The organism is Nonomuraea sp. WAC 01424 (assembly GCF_003947315.1).
Lineage (GTDB): Bacteria > Actinomycetota > Actinomycetes > Streptosporangiales > Streptosporangiaceae > Nonomuraea > Nonomuraea spiralis.
Window position 1 is genome coordinate 257,850 of sequence record NZ_QHHZ01000014.1, and the last position, 15,134, is coordinate 272,983.

Annotated in this window: 13 protein-coding genes; 2 read left to right on the forward strand and 11 right to left on the reverse strand. The window is 69.6% G+C overall.

Annotation, left to right across the window (positions count from 1 at the left end):
* Nucleotides 1-24: 24 nt before the first annotated feature.
* Nucleotides 25-1,473, reverse strand: coding sequence for an alpha/beta hydrolase (locus DMB42_RS35180; RefSeq protein WP_125642035.1), 1,449 nt, complete (start codon nt 1,471-1,473; stop codon nt 25-27).
* A 298-nt stretch (nt 1,474-1,771) separates the two neighbouring features.
* Here DMB42_RS35180 and DMB42_RS35185 point away from each other — a divergent pair, with 298 nt between their 5' ends.
* Nucleotides 1,772-3,604: a glycoside hydrolase family 15 protein gene (locus tag DMB42_RS35185; protein WP_125641827.1), complete on the forward strand. Its 1,833-nt coding sequence runs from the start codon at nt 1,772-1,774 to the stop codon at nt 3,602-3,604.
* 3 nt (nt 3,605-3,607) lie between these two features.
* On the opposite strand, the gene DMB42_RS35190 is transcribed toward DMB42_RS35185, so the two are convergent.
* The 3 genes from DMB42_RS35190 to DMB42_RS35200 form a co-directional block, all read right to left on the reverse strand.
* Nucleotides 3,608-4,981, reverse strand: a complete 1,374-nt coding sequence (locus tag DMB42_RS35190) for an MFS transporter (protein WP_221762495.1) — start codon at nt 4,979-4,981, stop codon at nt 3,608-3,610.
* Nucleotides 4,982-5,276: 295 nt separating this feature from the next.
* A complete protein-coding gene (locus tag DMB42_RS35195) occupies nt 5,277-5,837 on the reverse strand; it encodes a hypothetical protein (RefSeq protein ID WP_125641830.1) in 561 nt (186 codons plus the stop codon).
* A gap of 116 nt (nt 5,838-5,953) precedes the next feature.
* A complete protein-coding gene (locus DMB42_RS35200; protein WP_125641833.1) occupies nt 5,954-6,361 on the reverse strand; it encodes a DUF1269 domain-containing protein in 408 nt (135 codons plus the stop codon).
* 235 nt (nt 6,362-6,596) lie between these two features.
* Here DMB42_RS35200 and DMB42_RS35205 point away from each other — a divergent pair, with 235 nt between their 5' ends.
* A complete protein-coding gene (locus DMB42_RS35205; RefSeq protein ID WP_221762496.1) occupies nt 6,597-6,956 on the forward strand; it encodes a hypothetical protein in 360 nt (119 codons plus the stop codon).
* Between the two features lie 32 nt (nt 6,957-6,988).
* Here the strand turns inward: DMB42_RS35205 and DMB42_RS35210 are convergent, their stop codons facing one another.
* The 7 genes from DMB42_RS35210 to DMB42_RS35240 form a co-directional block, all read right to left on the reverse strand.
* On the reverse strand, nt 6,989-8,164 hold the full coding sequence (locus tag DMB42_RS35210; RefSeq protein ID WP_125641836.1) for an AI-2E family transporter: 1,176 nt from the start codon (nt 8,162-8,164) through the stop codon (nt 6,989-6,991).
* 264 nt (nt 8,165-8,428) lie between these two features.
* The gene (locus DMB42_RS35215) at nt 8,429-9,289 is read right to left on the reverse strand and encodes a stage 0 sporulation family protein (protein ID WP_396984593.1); all 861 of its coding nucleotides are present in this window, start codon (nt 9,287-9,289) and stop codon (nt 8,429-8,431) included.
* Between the two features lie 130 nt (nt 9,290-9,419).
* A complete protein-coding gene (locus DMB42_RS35220; RefSeq protein ID WP_125641839.1) occupies nt 9,420-10,442 on the reverse strand; it encodes a permease-like cell division protein FtsX in 1,023 nt (340 codons plus the stop codon).
* Nucleotides 10,443-10,450: 8 nt separating this feature from the next.
* Nucleotides 10,451-10,978, reverse strand: coding sequence for a SigE family RNA polymerase sigma factor (locus DMB42_RS35225; protein WP_260478136.1), 528 nt, complete (start codon nt 10,976-10,978; stop codon nt 10,451-10,453).
* A 194-nt stretch (nt 10,979-11,172) separates the two neighbouring features.
* Complete coding sequence (locus tag DMB42_RS35230) at nt 11,173-12,351, reverse strand: DNA polymerase III subunit delta' (protein WP_125641842.1); 1,179 nt, start codon at nt 12,349-12,351, stop codon at nt 11,173-11,175.
* A 9-nt stretch (nt 12,352-12,360) separates the two neighbouring features.
* Nucleotides 12,361-14,397: a dTMP kinase gene (gene tmk / locus DMB42_RS35235; protein ID WP_185845021.1), complete on the reverse strand. Its 2,037-nt coding sequence runs from the start codon at nt 14,395-14,397 to the stop codon at nt 12,361-12,363.
* Nucleotides 14,398-14,536: 139 nt separating this feature from the next.
* The gene (locus DMB42_RS35240; RefSeq protein ID WP_125641845.1) at nt 14,537-15,112 is read right to left on the reverse strand and encodes a helix-turn-helix transcriptional regulator; all 576 of its coding nucleotides are present in this window, start codon (nt 15,110-15,112) and stop codon (nt 14,537-14,539) included.
* Between the last annotated feature and the right edge of the window lie 22 nt (nt 15,113-15,134).

Sequence of the window (15,134 nt, forward strand, 5' to 3'; positions counted from 1 at the left end):
TCGAGGGGTTCTTGCTCCTCCCGATCACCGGATGCCCGGACAGATCACGCCATCTCTCGGCACCACCCCCTCCACGAGGTATCGGTCCACCGCGTCGTCCACGCACGGTGAGCCGCCCGCGTACGCGGTGTGCCCGTCGCCGTCGTAGCCGAGCAGCACGCCGGACCGCAGTTCCCCGGCCAGCGCCCGGGCCCACCCGTACGGTGTCGCCGGGTCGCGTCTCGTACCGACGACCAGGATCGGCGGAGCACCGGCGGCGGCGAGGGGACGCGGCGAGAGAGTCGGCCGAACCGGCCAGAAGGCACACGGAAGGGACGACCACATGATGTACGGCCCGAACCTGGGCGCCTTCCTGGACGCCGCCGCCGCCTCCGCCGCGAAGGCGGACGCGCTCGCCGGGTACGGACCGTCGACGCAGTTGACGGCCAGGTTGGCCGCCAGCTGGTTGGAGTACGTGCCGTCGTCCAGCCGGCCCGCTAGCTGGTCGGCGTTGCGGAGGAGGAGCGAGCCGTCGCCGTTCAGGGCCCGGCGCAGCGCCTCGGTGAGTTCGGGCCAGGAGGCGCGGTCGTAGAGAGGCGTCAGCATTCCCAGCGTGGCCAGCGCCTCGGTGAGCGGCCGTCCGCCGCCGCCCAAGGGCCGGGTGTCCGCGCCGCGGAGCAGGGTCGCCAGCTCGTCCAGCGCCCCGTCGGCGTCGCGGCTGGTGAACGGGCATTCCCGGCTTCCCAGGCAGTCCTCGGCGTACGCGCGCAGCGTTTCCTCGAACGCCGCCGCCTGCTCCACGTTGCCCCGCACCCGCGAGATGGCCGGATCGAGGGCGCCGTCCAGCACGAGGGCACGTACCTTGCCGGGGAACAGGTCTGCGTAGACGGCCCCGAGGAAGGTGCCGTACGACTTGCCGAGGTAGGTCAGCTTCGGGTCGCCCAGGGCTTGGCGCAGCAGGTCGAGGTCGCGGGCCACGTCGGCGGTCCCCATGTGGGGCAGCAGCCGTCCGGCGTGCTTCTGGCAGCCCGCCGCGAACTCCCGTGCCGCGGACTCCAGCTCTGCCCGCTCCGCGGCGGTGTCGGGCGTGGTGTCCATGGCCACGAACGCGTCCAGCCGCGCGTCGTCGAGGCATCTGACCGGCGCCGATTGTCCCACTCCGCGCGGATCGAACCCCACGACGTCGAACCGCTCCCGTACCCTCTCGCTCACGACGAGCCGGGCGGCTCTGGCGTACTCGACCCCGGACACCCCGGGCCCGCCGGGGTTCAGCACCAGCGAGCCGATGCGCTGCCCGCTCGCGGGCAGCCGGACGACCGCGAGCTCAAGCTGCTCACCGTCGGGCTCCCCGTGGTCGAGCGGCACCCGCAACCTCGCGCACTCGAACCCGTCACCGCACTCGGACCACCCGAGCCCCGGCGCCGCCCGCTCCTCCCGCGCCACCCTCTCCCCCTGGCCGCACCCGCCGGCGAGGAGCAGCGCCGCCACCGTCATCCCGGCGACGACGCCACGCGACCACGGCCGGACGCCCCCGGACCCGCCAGGCACCGCCACCCGCCGCCGCCGAGGCGCACGCCTCGAACCCGGCATCAGCCGCCTAATGGCGGCCCCCCACGAGCGGTAGTCACGCACCGCACCAGCCAACCACGAGAGGCGCGGTCGTCACCCCAGATGACGTCGCACTATGCCAGGAGTTAGCCTGAAAAGACTGCTCCGTCCCCTCGGTGACGGCCACTCGGCCGGCCTACCGGAGGCAGTCGCTCGGCATGTCCGGCGAACAACGGAGGAATCGATGAACGGCTACCCGCAGATCGCGGACCACGGCATGATCGGAGACCTGCAGACCGCCGCGCTCGTCTCCGGCAACGGCACCATCGACTGGTGGTGCACGCCCCGGTTCGACTCCCCGAGCCTCTTCGCCTCCATCCTCGACAGCCGGCGCGGAGGGCACTGCCGGTTGGCCGCCGACGTGGACCGGATCGAGGGGGCGGTCGTCCGCCAGCTCTACCTGCCGGACACCGCCATCCTCGTCACCCGTTTCATGGCTCCCGGCGGGGTGGGTGAGGTCGCCGACTTCATGGAACCGGACACCTCCGCCACGCCGTCCGGCCGCCACCGCCTCGTGCGGCTCGCCCGGGTCGTACGCGGGAGCCTGCCCTTCGTCTTCACCTGCCGTCCGCGCTTCGACTACGGACGGGCACCGCACACGCTCGTCCTCCACGACGACGGGACGGCGGTCTTCCAGGGCCCCGGCACGGACCTCCACCTTCAGGCCGTCGGCCCGCTCGACCTGCGCCCGGACGGCGAGGACCTCGTCGCCGACTTCACCCTCCAGGCCGGCGAGATTGCCGCGGTCGTCCTGACCAGCGACAGCGACGGCGGCCTGCCGACGCCGCGTCTGACCCCCGACGAGGTACGCGACAGCTTCGAAGCCTGCCGCGCCTTCTGGCACGGTTGGCTGCGTACGTCCCGATACCGCGGCCGTTGGAACGACATGGTGAACCGTTCGGCGATCACCCTCAAGCTCCTCACGTACGCACCCACCGGCGCCCCGATCGCCGCCGCCACCATGGGACTGCCGGAGCAGATCGGCGGCGAGCGCAACTGGGACTACCGCTACACCTGGGTCCGCGACGCCTCGCTGTCCGTCCGGGCGCTGATCGACCTCGGCTTCGTCGAGGAGGCCCAAGCCTTCCGTACGTGGCTGCGTGAACGTCTCAGCGCGAGCCGCGCCTCGGGTGAGCCGCTGCAGATCATGTACCGGATCGACGGAGACCCGCACCTGAGCGAGGAGATCCTCGACCACCTGGAGGGTTACCAGGGCTCCCGGCCGGTACGTGCCGGCAACGCCGCCGCCGACCAGCTCCAGCTCGACATCTACGGTGAAGCGGCCGACGCCTTGGCCCAGGCCCAGGAGATCGGCGGCATCCGCGGCTGGCGGTCCTTCGCCGAGCTGCTGGACTGGCTGGCCGACACCTGGGACCGTCCCGACGAAGGCATCTGGGAGACCCGGGGCGGACGCCAGGACTTCACCTACAGCCGCCTGATGACCTGGGTCGCCTTCGACCGTGGCATCCGGATGGCCACCGCCTACTCCCGTCCCGCCGACCTCGTCCGGTGGATGGGAGCACGCGACGCCGTCTTCAACCAGATCATCGACCGCGGCTGGAGCGCCCAGCGGCAGGCGTTCGTCCAGCACTACAGCACCGACGTGCTGGACGCCTCGCTGCTGCTCATGCCCCGCGTCGGGTTCATCTCCCCGCGCGACCCGGCCTGGCTGAGCACCCTGGACGCCATCGACAAGGAGCTGGTCAGCGACAGCCTCGTCTACCGGTACGACCCCGCGGCCTCCCCCGACGGGCTGCGCGGGTCGGAGGGAACGTTCAACCTGTGCAGTTTCCTCTACGTCGAGGCCCTGGCCCGCGCCGGACGGTTGCAGCAGGCCCGATACGCCTTCGACAAGATGCTCACGTACGCCAACCACGTCGGCCTGTTCGCCGAGGAGATCGGCCCGTCGGGCGAGCAGCTCGGCAACTTCCCGCAGGCGTTCACGCACCTGGCGCTCATCGCCGCGGCCATCGCCCTCGACGAGCAACTCGACCGCGCCGAGACGAACACGCGGTAGCTCTCACCTTTCGTCCCGGTCCGGGGTGGCGGGGAGCCGTACGGCGGCGGCCAGGCCCACCAGGGCGAATATCGCGAGGGCGATCATGGCGAGGGCGTACGCCCGGTTTCCCTCGGCCAGTCCGGAGATCAGGATCGTGCCCGCGATCGCCGTGCCGAACGACGAGCCGAGATTGGAGATGCTGCGCGACAACCCGGATATCTCGCCCTGTTGTTCCTCGGGGAAGCTGGACTGTACGACGTTGACCGACGGGGTCAGCATCACGCCCACACCCAGGCCGATCAGCAGCAGCCCCGGCGCGAAGGCGACGACCCTCGACGACGCCTTGACCAGGGTGAGCAGGACGCCGATCCCCGCCGCGGTCATGATGAACCCCGCGGAGATCAGGCTTCTCTGGGAGTGCCTGCCGGTGAGCCGCTCGGCCGCCAGCGACGCCACCAGGATTCCCGCGGTCGCCGCGGTGAAGATGACCCCCGTCTCGATCGCGTTGTACCCGCGGACCTTCTGGAGGAAGACCGCGACGACGAAGGACGTCCCCATGAGGATCAGCCACTGCATGTTCTGTGTGATGAGCCCCAGATTGGAGGTGCGGTTCCGGAACAGCGCCATCGTGAGCAGCGGCTCCTTCCCTGCGCGTTCCCGGGCGCGGATGTGCAGGAAGAACCAGGTCAGGAAGCCGGCTCCGGCAACGAGGAACGCCGTCATCAGTACGGCGTCGCTGCCGGCCTGGAGAATCCCGAACACCACGAAGAACATGCCGACCGCCGACAGGACCGCCCCGGCGCCGTCGAACGGACGGGTCGGATCCGGCGCCACCGGGTCGTCGATCCGGCGGCTGAGAAAGACGATCACCATGACGACCACCGCCTGGAAGACGAACGCGGCCCGCCAGTCGATCGCCGTCGCGATGAATCCGCCGATCAGCGGGCCCGCCGCCGCTCCGACACCACCCAGTCCGCTGATCACGCCGAAGGCCCGCGCACGCGCCTGGAAGTCGTCGAACGCCATCGTCGCGAGAATGTAGACGGGCGGGATCAGCAAGGCGGTCCCGACCCCCTCGAAGATCGAGTTGCCCAGGATCAGCACGGCCAGGCTCGGCGAGAGCGCGCTGGTCAGGGCGCCGATCGCGTACAGGGTGAGCCCTGCGAGGAAACACCTCTTACGGCCCCAGCGGTCAGTCAGCTTGCTGCAAGGGATCATGAGCACAGCCATGATCAACAGGAACAACGTGATCGTGCTCTGCACGCCCTCCACCGTGGTGTCCAGGTCCTCACCGATGTCGTTGATCATCACGTTCATGTTCGAGCCGGCGAAGCTGCAGATGAACTGGGCGAGGGCCAACGGGGTCAGAGGGCTCTTCGAAAGGGAGCGGGTCACGGCTCACCCCGCCGTCGCGTTCCTGAGGCTCGATCCCCAGCACGCCGACGAAGGCCACCCGTCCCGCCGCCGGTCCCGTCAAGGACGACACCTCCGCGGTACGTCACCCACCCGCACATGGCCACCTCGATCAGAAACCGGCTCGGCCGCGAAACGGAAGTGCGCCTACAGCCCCACCAGCGACGTGGCTGCCCAGCCGTCTCGACGCTCACAGCGGCCGTCTCGACGCTCACAGCAGCCCTCCAGGACTCGCAGCGGCCCTCCCGGCGAAGGCGAATGATTCCGTCAGATTCCGTCAATGCTGGAACGCGGCCTTCAGCACCACGATGACCAGCCCGAGCAGCAGGTTGACCAGGCTCGTGACCAGGACCACCCGCAGGGAGGCGCCGATCTCCACAGCCGCCGCGGCCGCCCAACCGACCTGCCCCACCACCGCGACCGCGAGCGCCAGCCAAAGGGTGCCATGCGGGTCGAGACCCAGCAGCGGGCCGACGGCCACGGCGATGGCCGGCGGGACGGCCGCCGTGACGATCGGCCATTCCTCCGCGCAGGCCTTGCGCACCTCGGCCACGCTCGTGACCTTGAAGACCGTACGGGCGCCGAACAGGCGGGCGTGCACGTGAGCTGCCCAGAACACGACACTGGTCCCCAGCAGCAAAATGATCATTTCCAGCCGCGGGAACCTGCCGAGCGTCGCGGCACCGGCCACCACGGAGGCGGCCAGCAGAGATCCGTAGACGGCACCGGCGTAGTCCCTGTGCTCGCCGTCGGCCGACGGCCGGGAACCATCGGCCGGTGACCGGGGACCGTCGGTCGGCGGCCGAGGACCGTCGGTCGGGTCGGGCACCTTTCCCATAACGGCCTCTCTTGGTGGTGGCCAGACGGGGCATGGATGGAAGGTCCTCAGAAGTCACCCTCGCGGCAGGACGGGCGCGCGCCGCCGAGCCGTGACCGCATCAGAACGCATCCCGTTCAACGGGCGCCGGCCCCCTCCAACAACTCACGCAGTTGTGCCTCCTCCTCGCGGCTGAGCGAGGTCTGGATGACATGCCCGCCGTAAGACTGGATCTCCGGAACGACCTTGTCCGAAATGCTCCGCACGACCAGGACGAACAGCGCGGCGGTGCCGGGTTCCAGCGTGCCGGCGAGTTCACTCATGAACGCGTCGTTGACACCGGCGTCGGTCATCGCTCCGCCGTCCGCCTCCATGCCGGTCGTACCGCTGCTCTGGTGCAGCGTGATCGTGCCGTCGGACCGGCGTTCGACGACGGCCACGTCCTCCATCGTGATCAGATTCTCCCGTTGCAGGTCGGAAAGACGATCCCGTACGGCGACGGCGGTGGCGACGTCCGGATAGGAGATCGCGATGAGGTTGCTCATTCGGCTTTCTTTCTTCTGGCGACGTGGCCTGCGACGCACCCGGGTGCGGGCCGTCGCTCCGAACGCGCACGCCGACGGCGATCGATCGGCGCCAGGCCGTCCTTCATGCTCCTGGTGATCCCCCCTTCCCGATCGGGCGGCCACCGCGAGGAGGCAAAAGATTTCCATTTCATACAGGCACAGACCCCCGGCACATCGAGGGGTTTTCCATGCCAATTATTAAGGGTGAGCAACCATGACCGCGGGGATCATCCAAATCGCCCATTTTCCGGCGAGACGCGATGGGGAGATACGAAAAGCCATGCCATGTTTGTTCGCTATTTTTGCCGGACTTTTTCCGAGACTCGCCGTCTTCATTATCTGGGTGGCCCGCCCGGCCCTGGTCAGCGCGGCTTTCGAGACCTGGATCTGGCCCCTGCTCGGCCTGATCTTCCTGCCGTTCACCACCCTGATGTACGTGATCCTCTACGTACCCGGCGTCGGGCTGAGAGGAGGGGACTGGTTCTGGATCGGCCTGGCGGTCCTGCTGGACATTTTCCACTGGGTCGGAACCGCGACCCAGCGTCGCCAGATCCCCGGCTATCCCCGAGCCTGACCGAGCCGATTCTCGCCACGCCAGGGTTCACGTCATTTGGACGGCGGCGGCTCATCCCCGCCCTTCGGAGGCGCTACCCCAGGTTTGCCCTTCGGCGGCGCCGGTTCGGCGGCAGCCGCGGCCTCCTGCAACTCCTGACGTGTCGCGAACGTGTCGACCAGCGAAAGCAACATGGCCATCACGGGGACAGCCAGCAGCGCGCCCATCGCGCCGAACAGTGACGCCCCGAGGATCACGGCGGCGAAGGACACCCCGGGATGGATGTCCACCGCCCGCGAGCTGATCTTCGGCTCCAGCGTCAGATTCTCCACCTGCTGGTACAGAACACCCCAGGCCAGCGCGACCACGCCGATCCAGGGACGTGACGAGACCAGTCCCACCACCACCGGCAGGGCGATGGAGATGTAGGTGCCGATGGTGGGCACGAGCTGGGCGACCAGCCCCGTCCACGCTCCGAGCGCGAGCCAGGAGGGCATGTCCAGCACCAGGAACACCAGGGCCGAGGCGGTGCCGCTGATGGCGGCCAGGATGAGCCGGGAGGAGACGTAGCCACCGGTCTTGATCGTGGACACGTCCCAGACGCTGATGAAGACCTGCTGGAACCGGCCGGGCAGCAACTGCGCGATCCACCGGCGCAACCTCGGCCCGTCGGCCGAGAAGTAGAACGACAACAACCCCAGGGTGAACAGGTTGAACACCGTTCCGGTCACCGTCCCCAGCAGGCCCAGTATCCCGCCGAGCGCGCCCTGCGCGTAGTCGGCCGCCTGCTGCGGGGTCAGGTTGATGGATTTGAGGATGTCGGAGATCTGATAGCGGGTGCCGAGACGGGCGTTGACCCAGTCGACGACGCCGGCGACGATTTCGGGCAGCGCCTTCAGCAACACCGCGACCTGCTGCACGAACAGGCTGCCGAACAGCCCGATGAAGATGACGAAACCCAGGATGGACAGCGTCATCACCAGCAGTGTGGCCCTGCCTCGGGGCATGTGCCGCGAAAGGCGGCGCACGGCGGGTTCCATGGCCAGTGAGAGGAACCACGCCATCACCAGCATGGCGATCAGCGGCCCGCCATCGACGAGCACGAATCGGACGAAGAACACCACGGCGACGACGGCCGCGATGGCGATCCCGGCACGCCAGACGTTGGCAGGTGAGAGCAGCACCTGTACTGCGGGCACGCCGTCGCTCGGCTCCACCGGCTTCTTCATGGCTCTCCAGGGATCTAGGTCTCACCCCCTGTGGCCGCTCGGGGCGACGAGTCCGTACGGGCCGCGGTCCGGGCACGCGCACATCGGCCTTCCGCGCGTCCGGCGTCGAGCCTGTGGCCTGGGCCGCGTCGTACGCGGAAGTGACGCACCCAACGTACGACGCCCGGCCGCTCCAGCCGGGGATCTACCTGCTGATCGGCTTGTCTCCCGGAACCGCGCGGGCACCCACGCGTAATCAGCTCTCCACCGGCCGGCGATGAACTACTAGATCTTCTCCTCGTCGGAAGGCTCCTGGGCAGCCGACTCCCGCCGGTCGCCGCCGTACATCGTGTCGTGCTGGATGCGAGGCGAGCACACCGACGCGGAAGGGCACGCACAGCGCCTCCCACCGTCGTCCAGGCGCACCGTCACCGTGTCCGCGGGCACGTTGTGCCCCGTCACGGTCCCGTCGCCCTGGGGCGTGCTCACCCGGCTTCCCGTGCGAGGCATTCTGTACCGGCTCTCGACGTACAACGGGTGCTCGTACTTCAGGCAGCACATGAGCCGCCCGCACGCCCCCGCGATGCGCAACGGGTTGACCGGAAGGTCCTGGTCCTTGGCCATGCGCACGGACACCGGCTCGAAGTCCTTCAGGAACGTGGCGCAGCACAGGTCACGGCCGCAGGGACCGATGCCGCCCTGGAGCCGCGCCTCGTCCCTGGGGCCGATCTGCCGCAGCTCGACCCTGGCCCGCAGATTACGGGCCAGGTCGCGGACCAGGGCCCGGAAGTCGACCCGGTGAGGGGCCGAGAAGTAGACGGTGTAGACGTTGTCGGCGTCGAGATAGTCGATGCCGACGACCTTCATCGGCAGCGTGTGCCGTTTGATCAGTTTCTTGGAGACGCTGCGGGCCTCGGCCCTGCGGCGTTTGTTGGACTCGTCGCGCGAGAGGTGTTCCTCGCCCGCCAAGCCTTCGCACACCGGCAGCCCGTCGATGTCCTCACTCGTGTACTGCGGCGCCCACACACACTCCGCCACCTCGGGGCCCGAATCGGTCGGCACCAGCACCTTGTCGCCGACCTTGGGGGTGTGCCCGCCCGGATCGAGGTAGTAGAGCCTCCCGTAGCGTGTGAAGCTCACGGCCATGATCATTCCCATGGGCTAGAGCTCGCCTCCCTGACGGCCTCGGGGGTTGTTACGGCCTTCGTTGCCACACTACGTGTGTCCACCCGCTGAACGTGAGGGGCACCGAGCCTGATCTTGAATCAGCCGCCGCTCAGCCACACACCTTGCTCTCCGGCACCGTGACCCGGTAGCGGGTCAAGGCGAAGACCTCGCCGACGCACTGCCGCACAAGGACGGAGGCGACACCCCGCTGCTGTCTCAGGGCCTTGAGCAGCCCGCTCCAGTCGTCACTCTCCGACCTCATCCGCAGCCGGTACGACTCCGGAAGGTCCTCGACCCTGGTGGCGGCGACCAGCGACTTGTTGTCGCCATAGCTGCGCTTGAAGTTCTCGTACGCCGTCTTCCGGTCCTCGAAGACGAAGGACTCCACCTGCTTGGATGCGCGCAGGAGCGCGACGATCTCGTTCCTCTGCGGCGTCGTGGCTGCTTTGCCCGCCTTCGTGACCTTCCTGCTGCCCGGCGCGCGTTCGGCACCGCATACGGGCTGCTCCGAGCCGTCGTCGCAGAGGAAGACGCTGACCTCGGGGCCGGACGACAGATCGGGAACGGCAATGTACGCCAGGTCGACGTCCTCGACCCCGGGGAGCTTGACGAGCGCCTGCTTCACCGCCGTCGGATCCGTGCCGCGCTCAAGCCCCAGCTGGAACGAGTCATGCAGGTCATCGACCGCTACCGCGCCGAGTATCTTCCGGTTGTGCGCGAAATCGCGCCGGAACCCGTCGAAGGCCTTGGTTTTGTCCACGTAGGAGATCGACTTGACGCCGGGCAGCTCCTTCGCCGCCTTCTCGATCGCTTTCGTCTGCTCAGCCGTGACGTCCTGCCCCTTGCAGTGCGGTGCCTTCCCGCTGGCCGACTTCGAGCAGAGGAAGACCACCAGCTCCCGCCCCTCGGACTGACCGCCGGTCGGGCCGGCCAGCACCGCGCCGTGCTCATCTCCTTGCCCGCCCAGCCATACGGCGGTCGTGGCCCCCGCGAGCACCACCACCACGGCCGCGCTCACCAGCCGGAGGTCCACCCAGCTCCGGCGCCGCTCAGGCGCCCGCAGCGGCTTCAACGTGGCGGTGTCGACGGCCGCACCCGCCTCGGTGAGGGCGTCACGGAGTCGGTCTTCCATCGGGCTGTTCATGATTCCTCCCCAAGCGCCCTGCCGAGGGCGGCGAGCCCCCGCGCGATCGTGGACCTGGCCGTGCTCGCGTTGACGCCCATCGTCTCGGCGATCTCGTGGTCGGACAGGTCGAAGTAGTAGCGCAGCGTCAGCGCCTCACGTTGCCTGCGCGGCAGCTCACGCAGGGCGAGCAGGACCTCGCGCCGCTCCTCGCCCAGCAGCGCGGCGCTCTCGGCCGACCAGACCGGCGGCTCGTAGGGCACCGGCCGCCGGAACACCGTCGCCCGTCTGCGCAGCACGGACCGGCACCCGTTGAGCACGGCGGAACGCACATAGGCCAGCGCCTTGTCCGCGTCACGCAGCCGGGACCGGCCCGCGTGCGTACGCGCGAACGCCTCCTGCACGACGTCTTCGGCGGTCGCCTGATCACCGACCATGATCAGGGCGAGCCGCACGAGGCCCACGTGATGCTCGGCGAAGATCGACGCGATGTCGACCTGTTGCCGCGCCAGGGCCTGTTGTTGGGAGAGCAGTTCGACTTCCACGCTACAGAGACGCTTCGCAGGCTCACCTGCTGCTCCGGTCACCCGGATATCTTCCAGCCACCCCACCCGACGGCGACCGTGATCAGCGCAAACCGCCACCCGACGGCAACGGCCGCGATCAGCTCAAGCTCTCGCCCGACCGCAACGCCCGTGATCAGCTCATTCCGCCGCCGACGACGGCGACCGCGATCGGCTCAGGCCGCCGCGCGCAGCGACAACATCATCGCCTCCACCGCCATCTGCGGGTTGACGTTCGCCCCCAGCCGCTCCCGGCACCGCATGATCGCGTCTATCCGCCGCAGCGTCTCCTCCGGCGTGGACGACCTGGCGAGCTGGTCGAGGTCGAACCGGATGTCGTCGTTGGCCAGCTCCACCCCCGCCCCGAACTGCATGGCCAGCACATCCCGGTAGAACGACACCAGCTCCAGCAGCGCCGCGTCGAGCGAGTCGCGCTTGATGCGGGTGGCGCGCGACTTCTGCCGGTCCTCCAGCTCCTTCAGGGCCCCCGCCCCGCCGCGCACCAGCCCCCGGTTGAGCCCCTTGCCCGTGGACCCCTCGCCGTAGATCCTGCGCAGCTCGGCCGTCTCGTTCTCGTTGAGCGCCGCCGTCGCCGCCGCGGCTTCTTCCTCGGCCGTCTTGACCAGGCGTTCGGCGGCCGACACGCACTCGCCCACCCCGGTCAGCGAGCGCGGGATGCCCAGCACGGCCTCCCGCCGGTGACGGGTGCCCTCGTCGAGGGCCAGCGACCGCGCCCTGCTGATGTGTCCCTGCGCGGCCCGCGCGGCGAACGTGGCGGTCTCCCACGGCACGCTGTCACGTGTGGCCAGTACGTGCGCCACGGCCTCGGTGGACGGCGTGGTCAGCGTGACCTGGCGGCAGCGCGACCTGATGGTGATCATGAGGTCGTCGGGAGCCGGCGCGCACAGCAGCCAGACCGTGCGCGGCGGCGGCTCCTCGATGGCCTTGAGCAGGGCGTTGGCCGCGGACTCCGTGGCGCGGTCGGCGTCCTCGAACAGGATGACCCGCCAGCGGCCCTGGGTGGGGGCTCCGGCGGCCCGCAGGATGAGCTCGCGCGTCTGCTTGACGCTGTAGGACAGGCCCTCCGGACGTACGGACTCCAGGTCGGGGTGGGAGCCGATCAGCACCTGGTGGCACTGGTCGCAGTGGCCGCAGCCGCCGTCGGAGCACAGCAGCGCGGCGGCGAACGCCCGCGCGGCCTCCTCCCGGCCCGAGCCCGGCGGGCCGGTGAACAGCCAGGCGTGCGTCATGCCCGTGCCGCGACCGCCCCTGACGGCCTCGCCGGGCGCCGCAGCGGCCCGCGACAACACGGAGATCGCCTGGTCCTGCCCAACGAGGTCATCGAAAACCGTCACGGGGTAAGGCTAGTCGCGGATGGCGGGCATCGTGCCCGTGATGTCCTCGGACTCCCGGGGCACCGGATCGGGCAGGATCTCGCGGATGCGGTCCTGGATCTGGCGGGTCAGCACCTCGGGCGCCATCGTGCCGTCGACCACGAGGTAGCGGTCGGGATGGGCGGCGGCCAGCGCGCGGAACTCCTTGCGCACCCGCTGGTGGAACTCCAGCGGCTCGGACTCGATCCGGTCGGCCGCCCCGCCCAGCCTGGTCAGCCCCACCTCGGGCGGCGTGTCGATGAGTACGGTCAGATGCGGCACGAGCCCGCCCGACGCGCAGGCGTTGATCTTGGACACGTCCGCGGGGTCGAGCGCCCGGCCGGCCCCCTGGTACGCCAGCGACGAGTCGACGTAACGGTCGGTGATCACCAGCGAGCCCCGGTAGAGCGCGGGACGGATCACCTTCTCGACGTGCTCGGCCCGGTCGGCGGCGTAGAGCAGGGCCTCCGAGCGGGCCGACAGGCCGCGCTCGGCCGCGTCGAGCAGGATGGCCCGCAACCGCATGCCGATCTTGGTCGAGCCGGGCTCCCGCGTCTGGACCACGTCGTAACCCTGGTCGCGCAGCCAGATGGCGATCAGCCGCGACTGGGTCGTCTTGCCCGAACCCTCGCCGCCCTCGAACGCCACGAACAGCCCCGGGACGTGCTCGGCCGCCTCGGCGGGGTAACGCTCACCGCGCACCGCCGCGATCAGGTCGGCCGAGAGCGAGACGCCCTTCCTGTCGTCCATGTGGCGCAGCGCCAGGATCCCGACGACCACGGCCAGCACTCCGCCGATGACCAGCACCAGGTTGGAGCCGTCGAACTGGTAGGCGAGCGTGCCCAGGCCGAACTGGTGGGCGCCGAAGAGCGCCGCCAGCGGGTTGGCCACCGCCACCACGAGCAGCAGGGTCACCCGGGCCGTGGACTGCAGGAACGAGAACGTGCGCCCGCGCAGCGTGTCCTCGACCTCCAGCCCGATCAGGGTGTAGCCGATGATCCACGCGATGCCCGCGCACGCCCCGAGCAGCACGGTCAGCATGACCACGATCGGCAGGTTGTGGATCAGCGCGATGGCGACCAGCACCACCCCGGCCGTCGTGATGGCCAGCCCGAACAGCCGCCGCCGCGACAGCCCCTGCAGCAGCCTGAGGCCCACGAACATGCCCAGCGCCATGCCGACGAAGACCGCGCCGAACACGACGCCGTACGCCGCGTCGCCGCCGCCCAGGGCCACCACGTAGATCTTGGCCACGCCGACGACGGCACCGCCCGCGGCGAACGCGCCCAGCATGCCGATGATCAGGCCGCGCACCAGGCGGTTGCCGCCCACGAACCGCCAGCCCTCGACGACCTGCTTGAGCACCGAAGGCGCCGAGATCGCGCCGTCGCGCTTGGGGATGCCGCGCAACGTGAAGATCAGGAAGGCCGACACGAGGTAGGCCAGGGAGTTGACGAACAGCGCCGGCGCGGTGGGGTCCATCCCGGACAGGAACGGCAGGACGCTCCGGCCCATGTCGCCGACCAGGGACAGAGCGGCGAACAGCAGGGCCGCGATCGGCGCGCTGCCGTACGTGACCAGCAGGTTGAGCCGGTTGGCGGACTCGAGCTGGTCCTTCGGCACCAGGTTGGGGACCGTGGCGTCCTTGGCCGGGACCCAGAACAGGTTGACGCACTCGACCAGGACGGTCGCGACGATCACCCACTGGTAGGTGCCGATGAGGGGGATCGACAACACGACGGCGAACCTGGCCAGGTCGGCCGTGAACATGGTCAGCCGCCGGTCGAACCGGTCGGCGAACACCCCCGCCAGCGGCCCGAGCAGCACCGCGGGCAACATCTTGGCGATGAACACACCGCCCACGGCCAGCGACTGCATGCGGTAGTCGCCCTGGTTGAGGTTTCCGGCGAGGGCGGTCAGGGCCAGGATGTTGAGCCAGTCGCCCAGACTGCACACCGACATGGCCGTCCAGAGCCGGCGGAACGGCGCATGGGCCAGCACATTGGCAGCGCGCCTTGGGGCAGTCATGATTTCAGCGTATCCAGGTGTCGACCGGACATGGGGAAGCCAGAAGACAAGCCGGTATCGCCCGCTTGTCCGTGGCTGAGGGTATTACGTTCACGGGGCGGCGCGCAGGCCACACCGCTGGAACGGCTCACCGAAAACATCATCGGCGCATCACTCCCGTCTCTTGCCTGATCTCCTCCACCAGCGGTGACCAGGCGGCACGGACGGCGGCCGGCAGGGCCAGCTCGTCCCAGAGCTCGACGAGCAGCGCGCCGTCGATGTGATCGAGCAGGTGTGCTGGGCCGCCCTCGGACAGCAGCGCCGAGTAGGCCGCCCGGCGCTGGCCGCGGTCGGCCAGGTCGTAGGCCAGGCCGCCGAAGCGCAGCACGCCCAGGGCCGCGGCGACCGGCAGGCGCCGCAGCCGGCTCGGCACGTGGAACCTGTGGCCGCCGGCCGTCTCCACGGTGAACTCGACCTTGGGCTCCAGGGCCAGCCGGAACCCGGCCGCGTCGAGGATGCGCCCGGCCGTCTCCAGCGTGGGCGACTTCCTGCCGTGCTCGTAGGCCGACAGCGTGGTGCGCGAGGTGCCGCTTCTGCTGGCCAGAGCCTTCTGGTTGAGGCTCGCCGCGTGACGCGCCTGCTTGAACAGCAAGCCGCCACGCCTGGCCCAGAAGGCGACGTCGGGCACGAGCGAGGCCGCCTGGCGAACCGCCCCTTCGGCCGGAGAGGAAACCATGCTCACCTCCTGCGAGTATCCG

Coding starts and splice junctions, on each gene's coding strand:
- DMB42_RS35180 (WP_125642035.1), bottom strand. CDS start 1,473: ATGACGGTGGCGGCGCTGCTCCTCGCCGGCGGGTGCGGCCAGGGGGAG.
- DMB42_RS35185 (WP_125641827.1), top strand. CDS start 1,772: ATGAACGGCTACCCGCAGATCGCGGACCACGGCATGATCGGAGACCTG.
- DMB42_RS35195 (WP_125641830.1), bottom strand. CDS start 5,837: ATGGGAAAGGTGCCCGACCCGACCGACGGTCCTCGGCCGCCGACCGAC.
- DMB42_RS35200 (WP_125641833.1), bottom strand. CDS start 6,361: ATGAGCAACCTCATCGCGATCTCCTATCCGGACGTCGCCACCGCCGTC.
- DMB42_RS35205 (WP_221762496.1), top strand. CDS start 6,597: ATGACCGCGGGGATCATCCAAATCGCCCATTTTCCGGCGAGACGCGAT.
- DMB42_RS35210 (WP_125641836.1), bottom strand. CDS start 8,164: ATGAAGAAGCCGGTGGAGCCGAGCGACGGCGTGCCCGCAGTACAGGTG.
- DMB42_RS35215 (WP_396984593.1), bottom strand. CDS start 9,289: ATGGCCGTGAGCTTCACACGCTACGGGAGGCTCTACTACCTCGATCCG.
- DMB42_RS35220 (WP_125641839.1), bottom strand. CDS start 10,442: ATGGAAGACCGACTCCGTGACGCCCTCACCGAGGCGGGTGCGGCCGTC.
- tmk (WP_185845021.1), bottom strand. CDS start 14,397: ATGACTGCCCCAAGGCGCGCTGCCAATGTGCTGGCCCATGCGCCGTTC.
- DMB42_RS35240 (WP_125641845.1), bottom strand. CDS start 15,112: ATGGTTTCCTCTCCGGCCGAAGGGGCGGTTCGCCAGGCGGCCTCGCTC.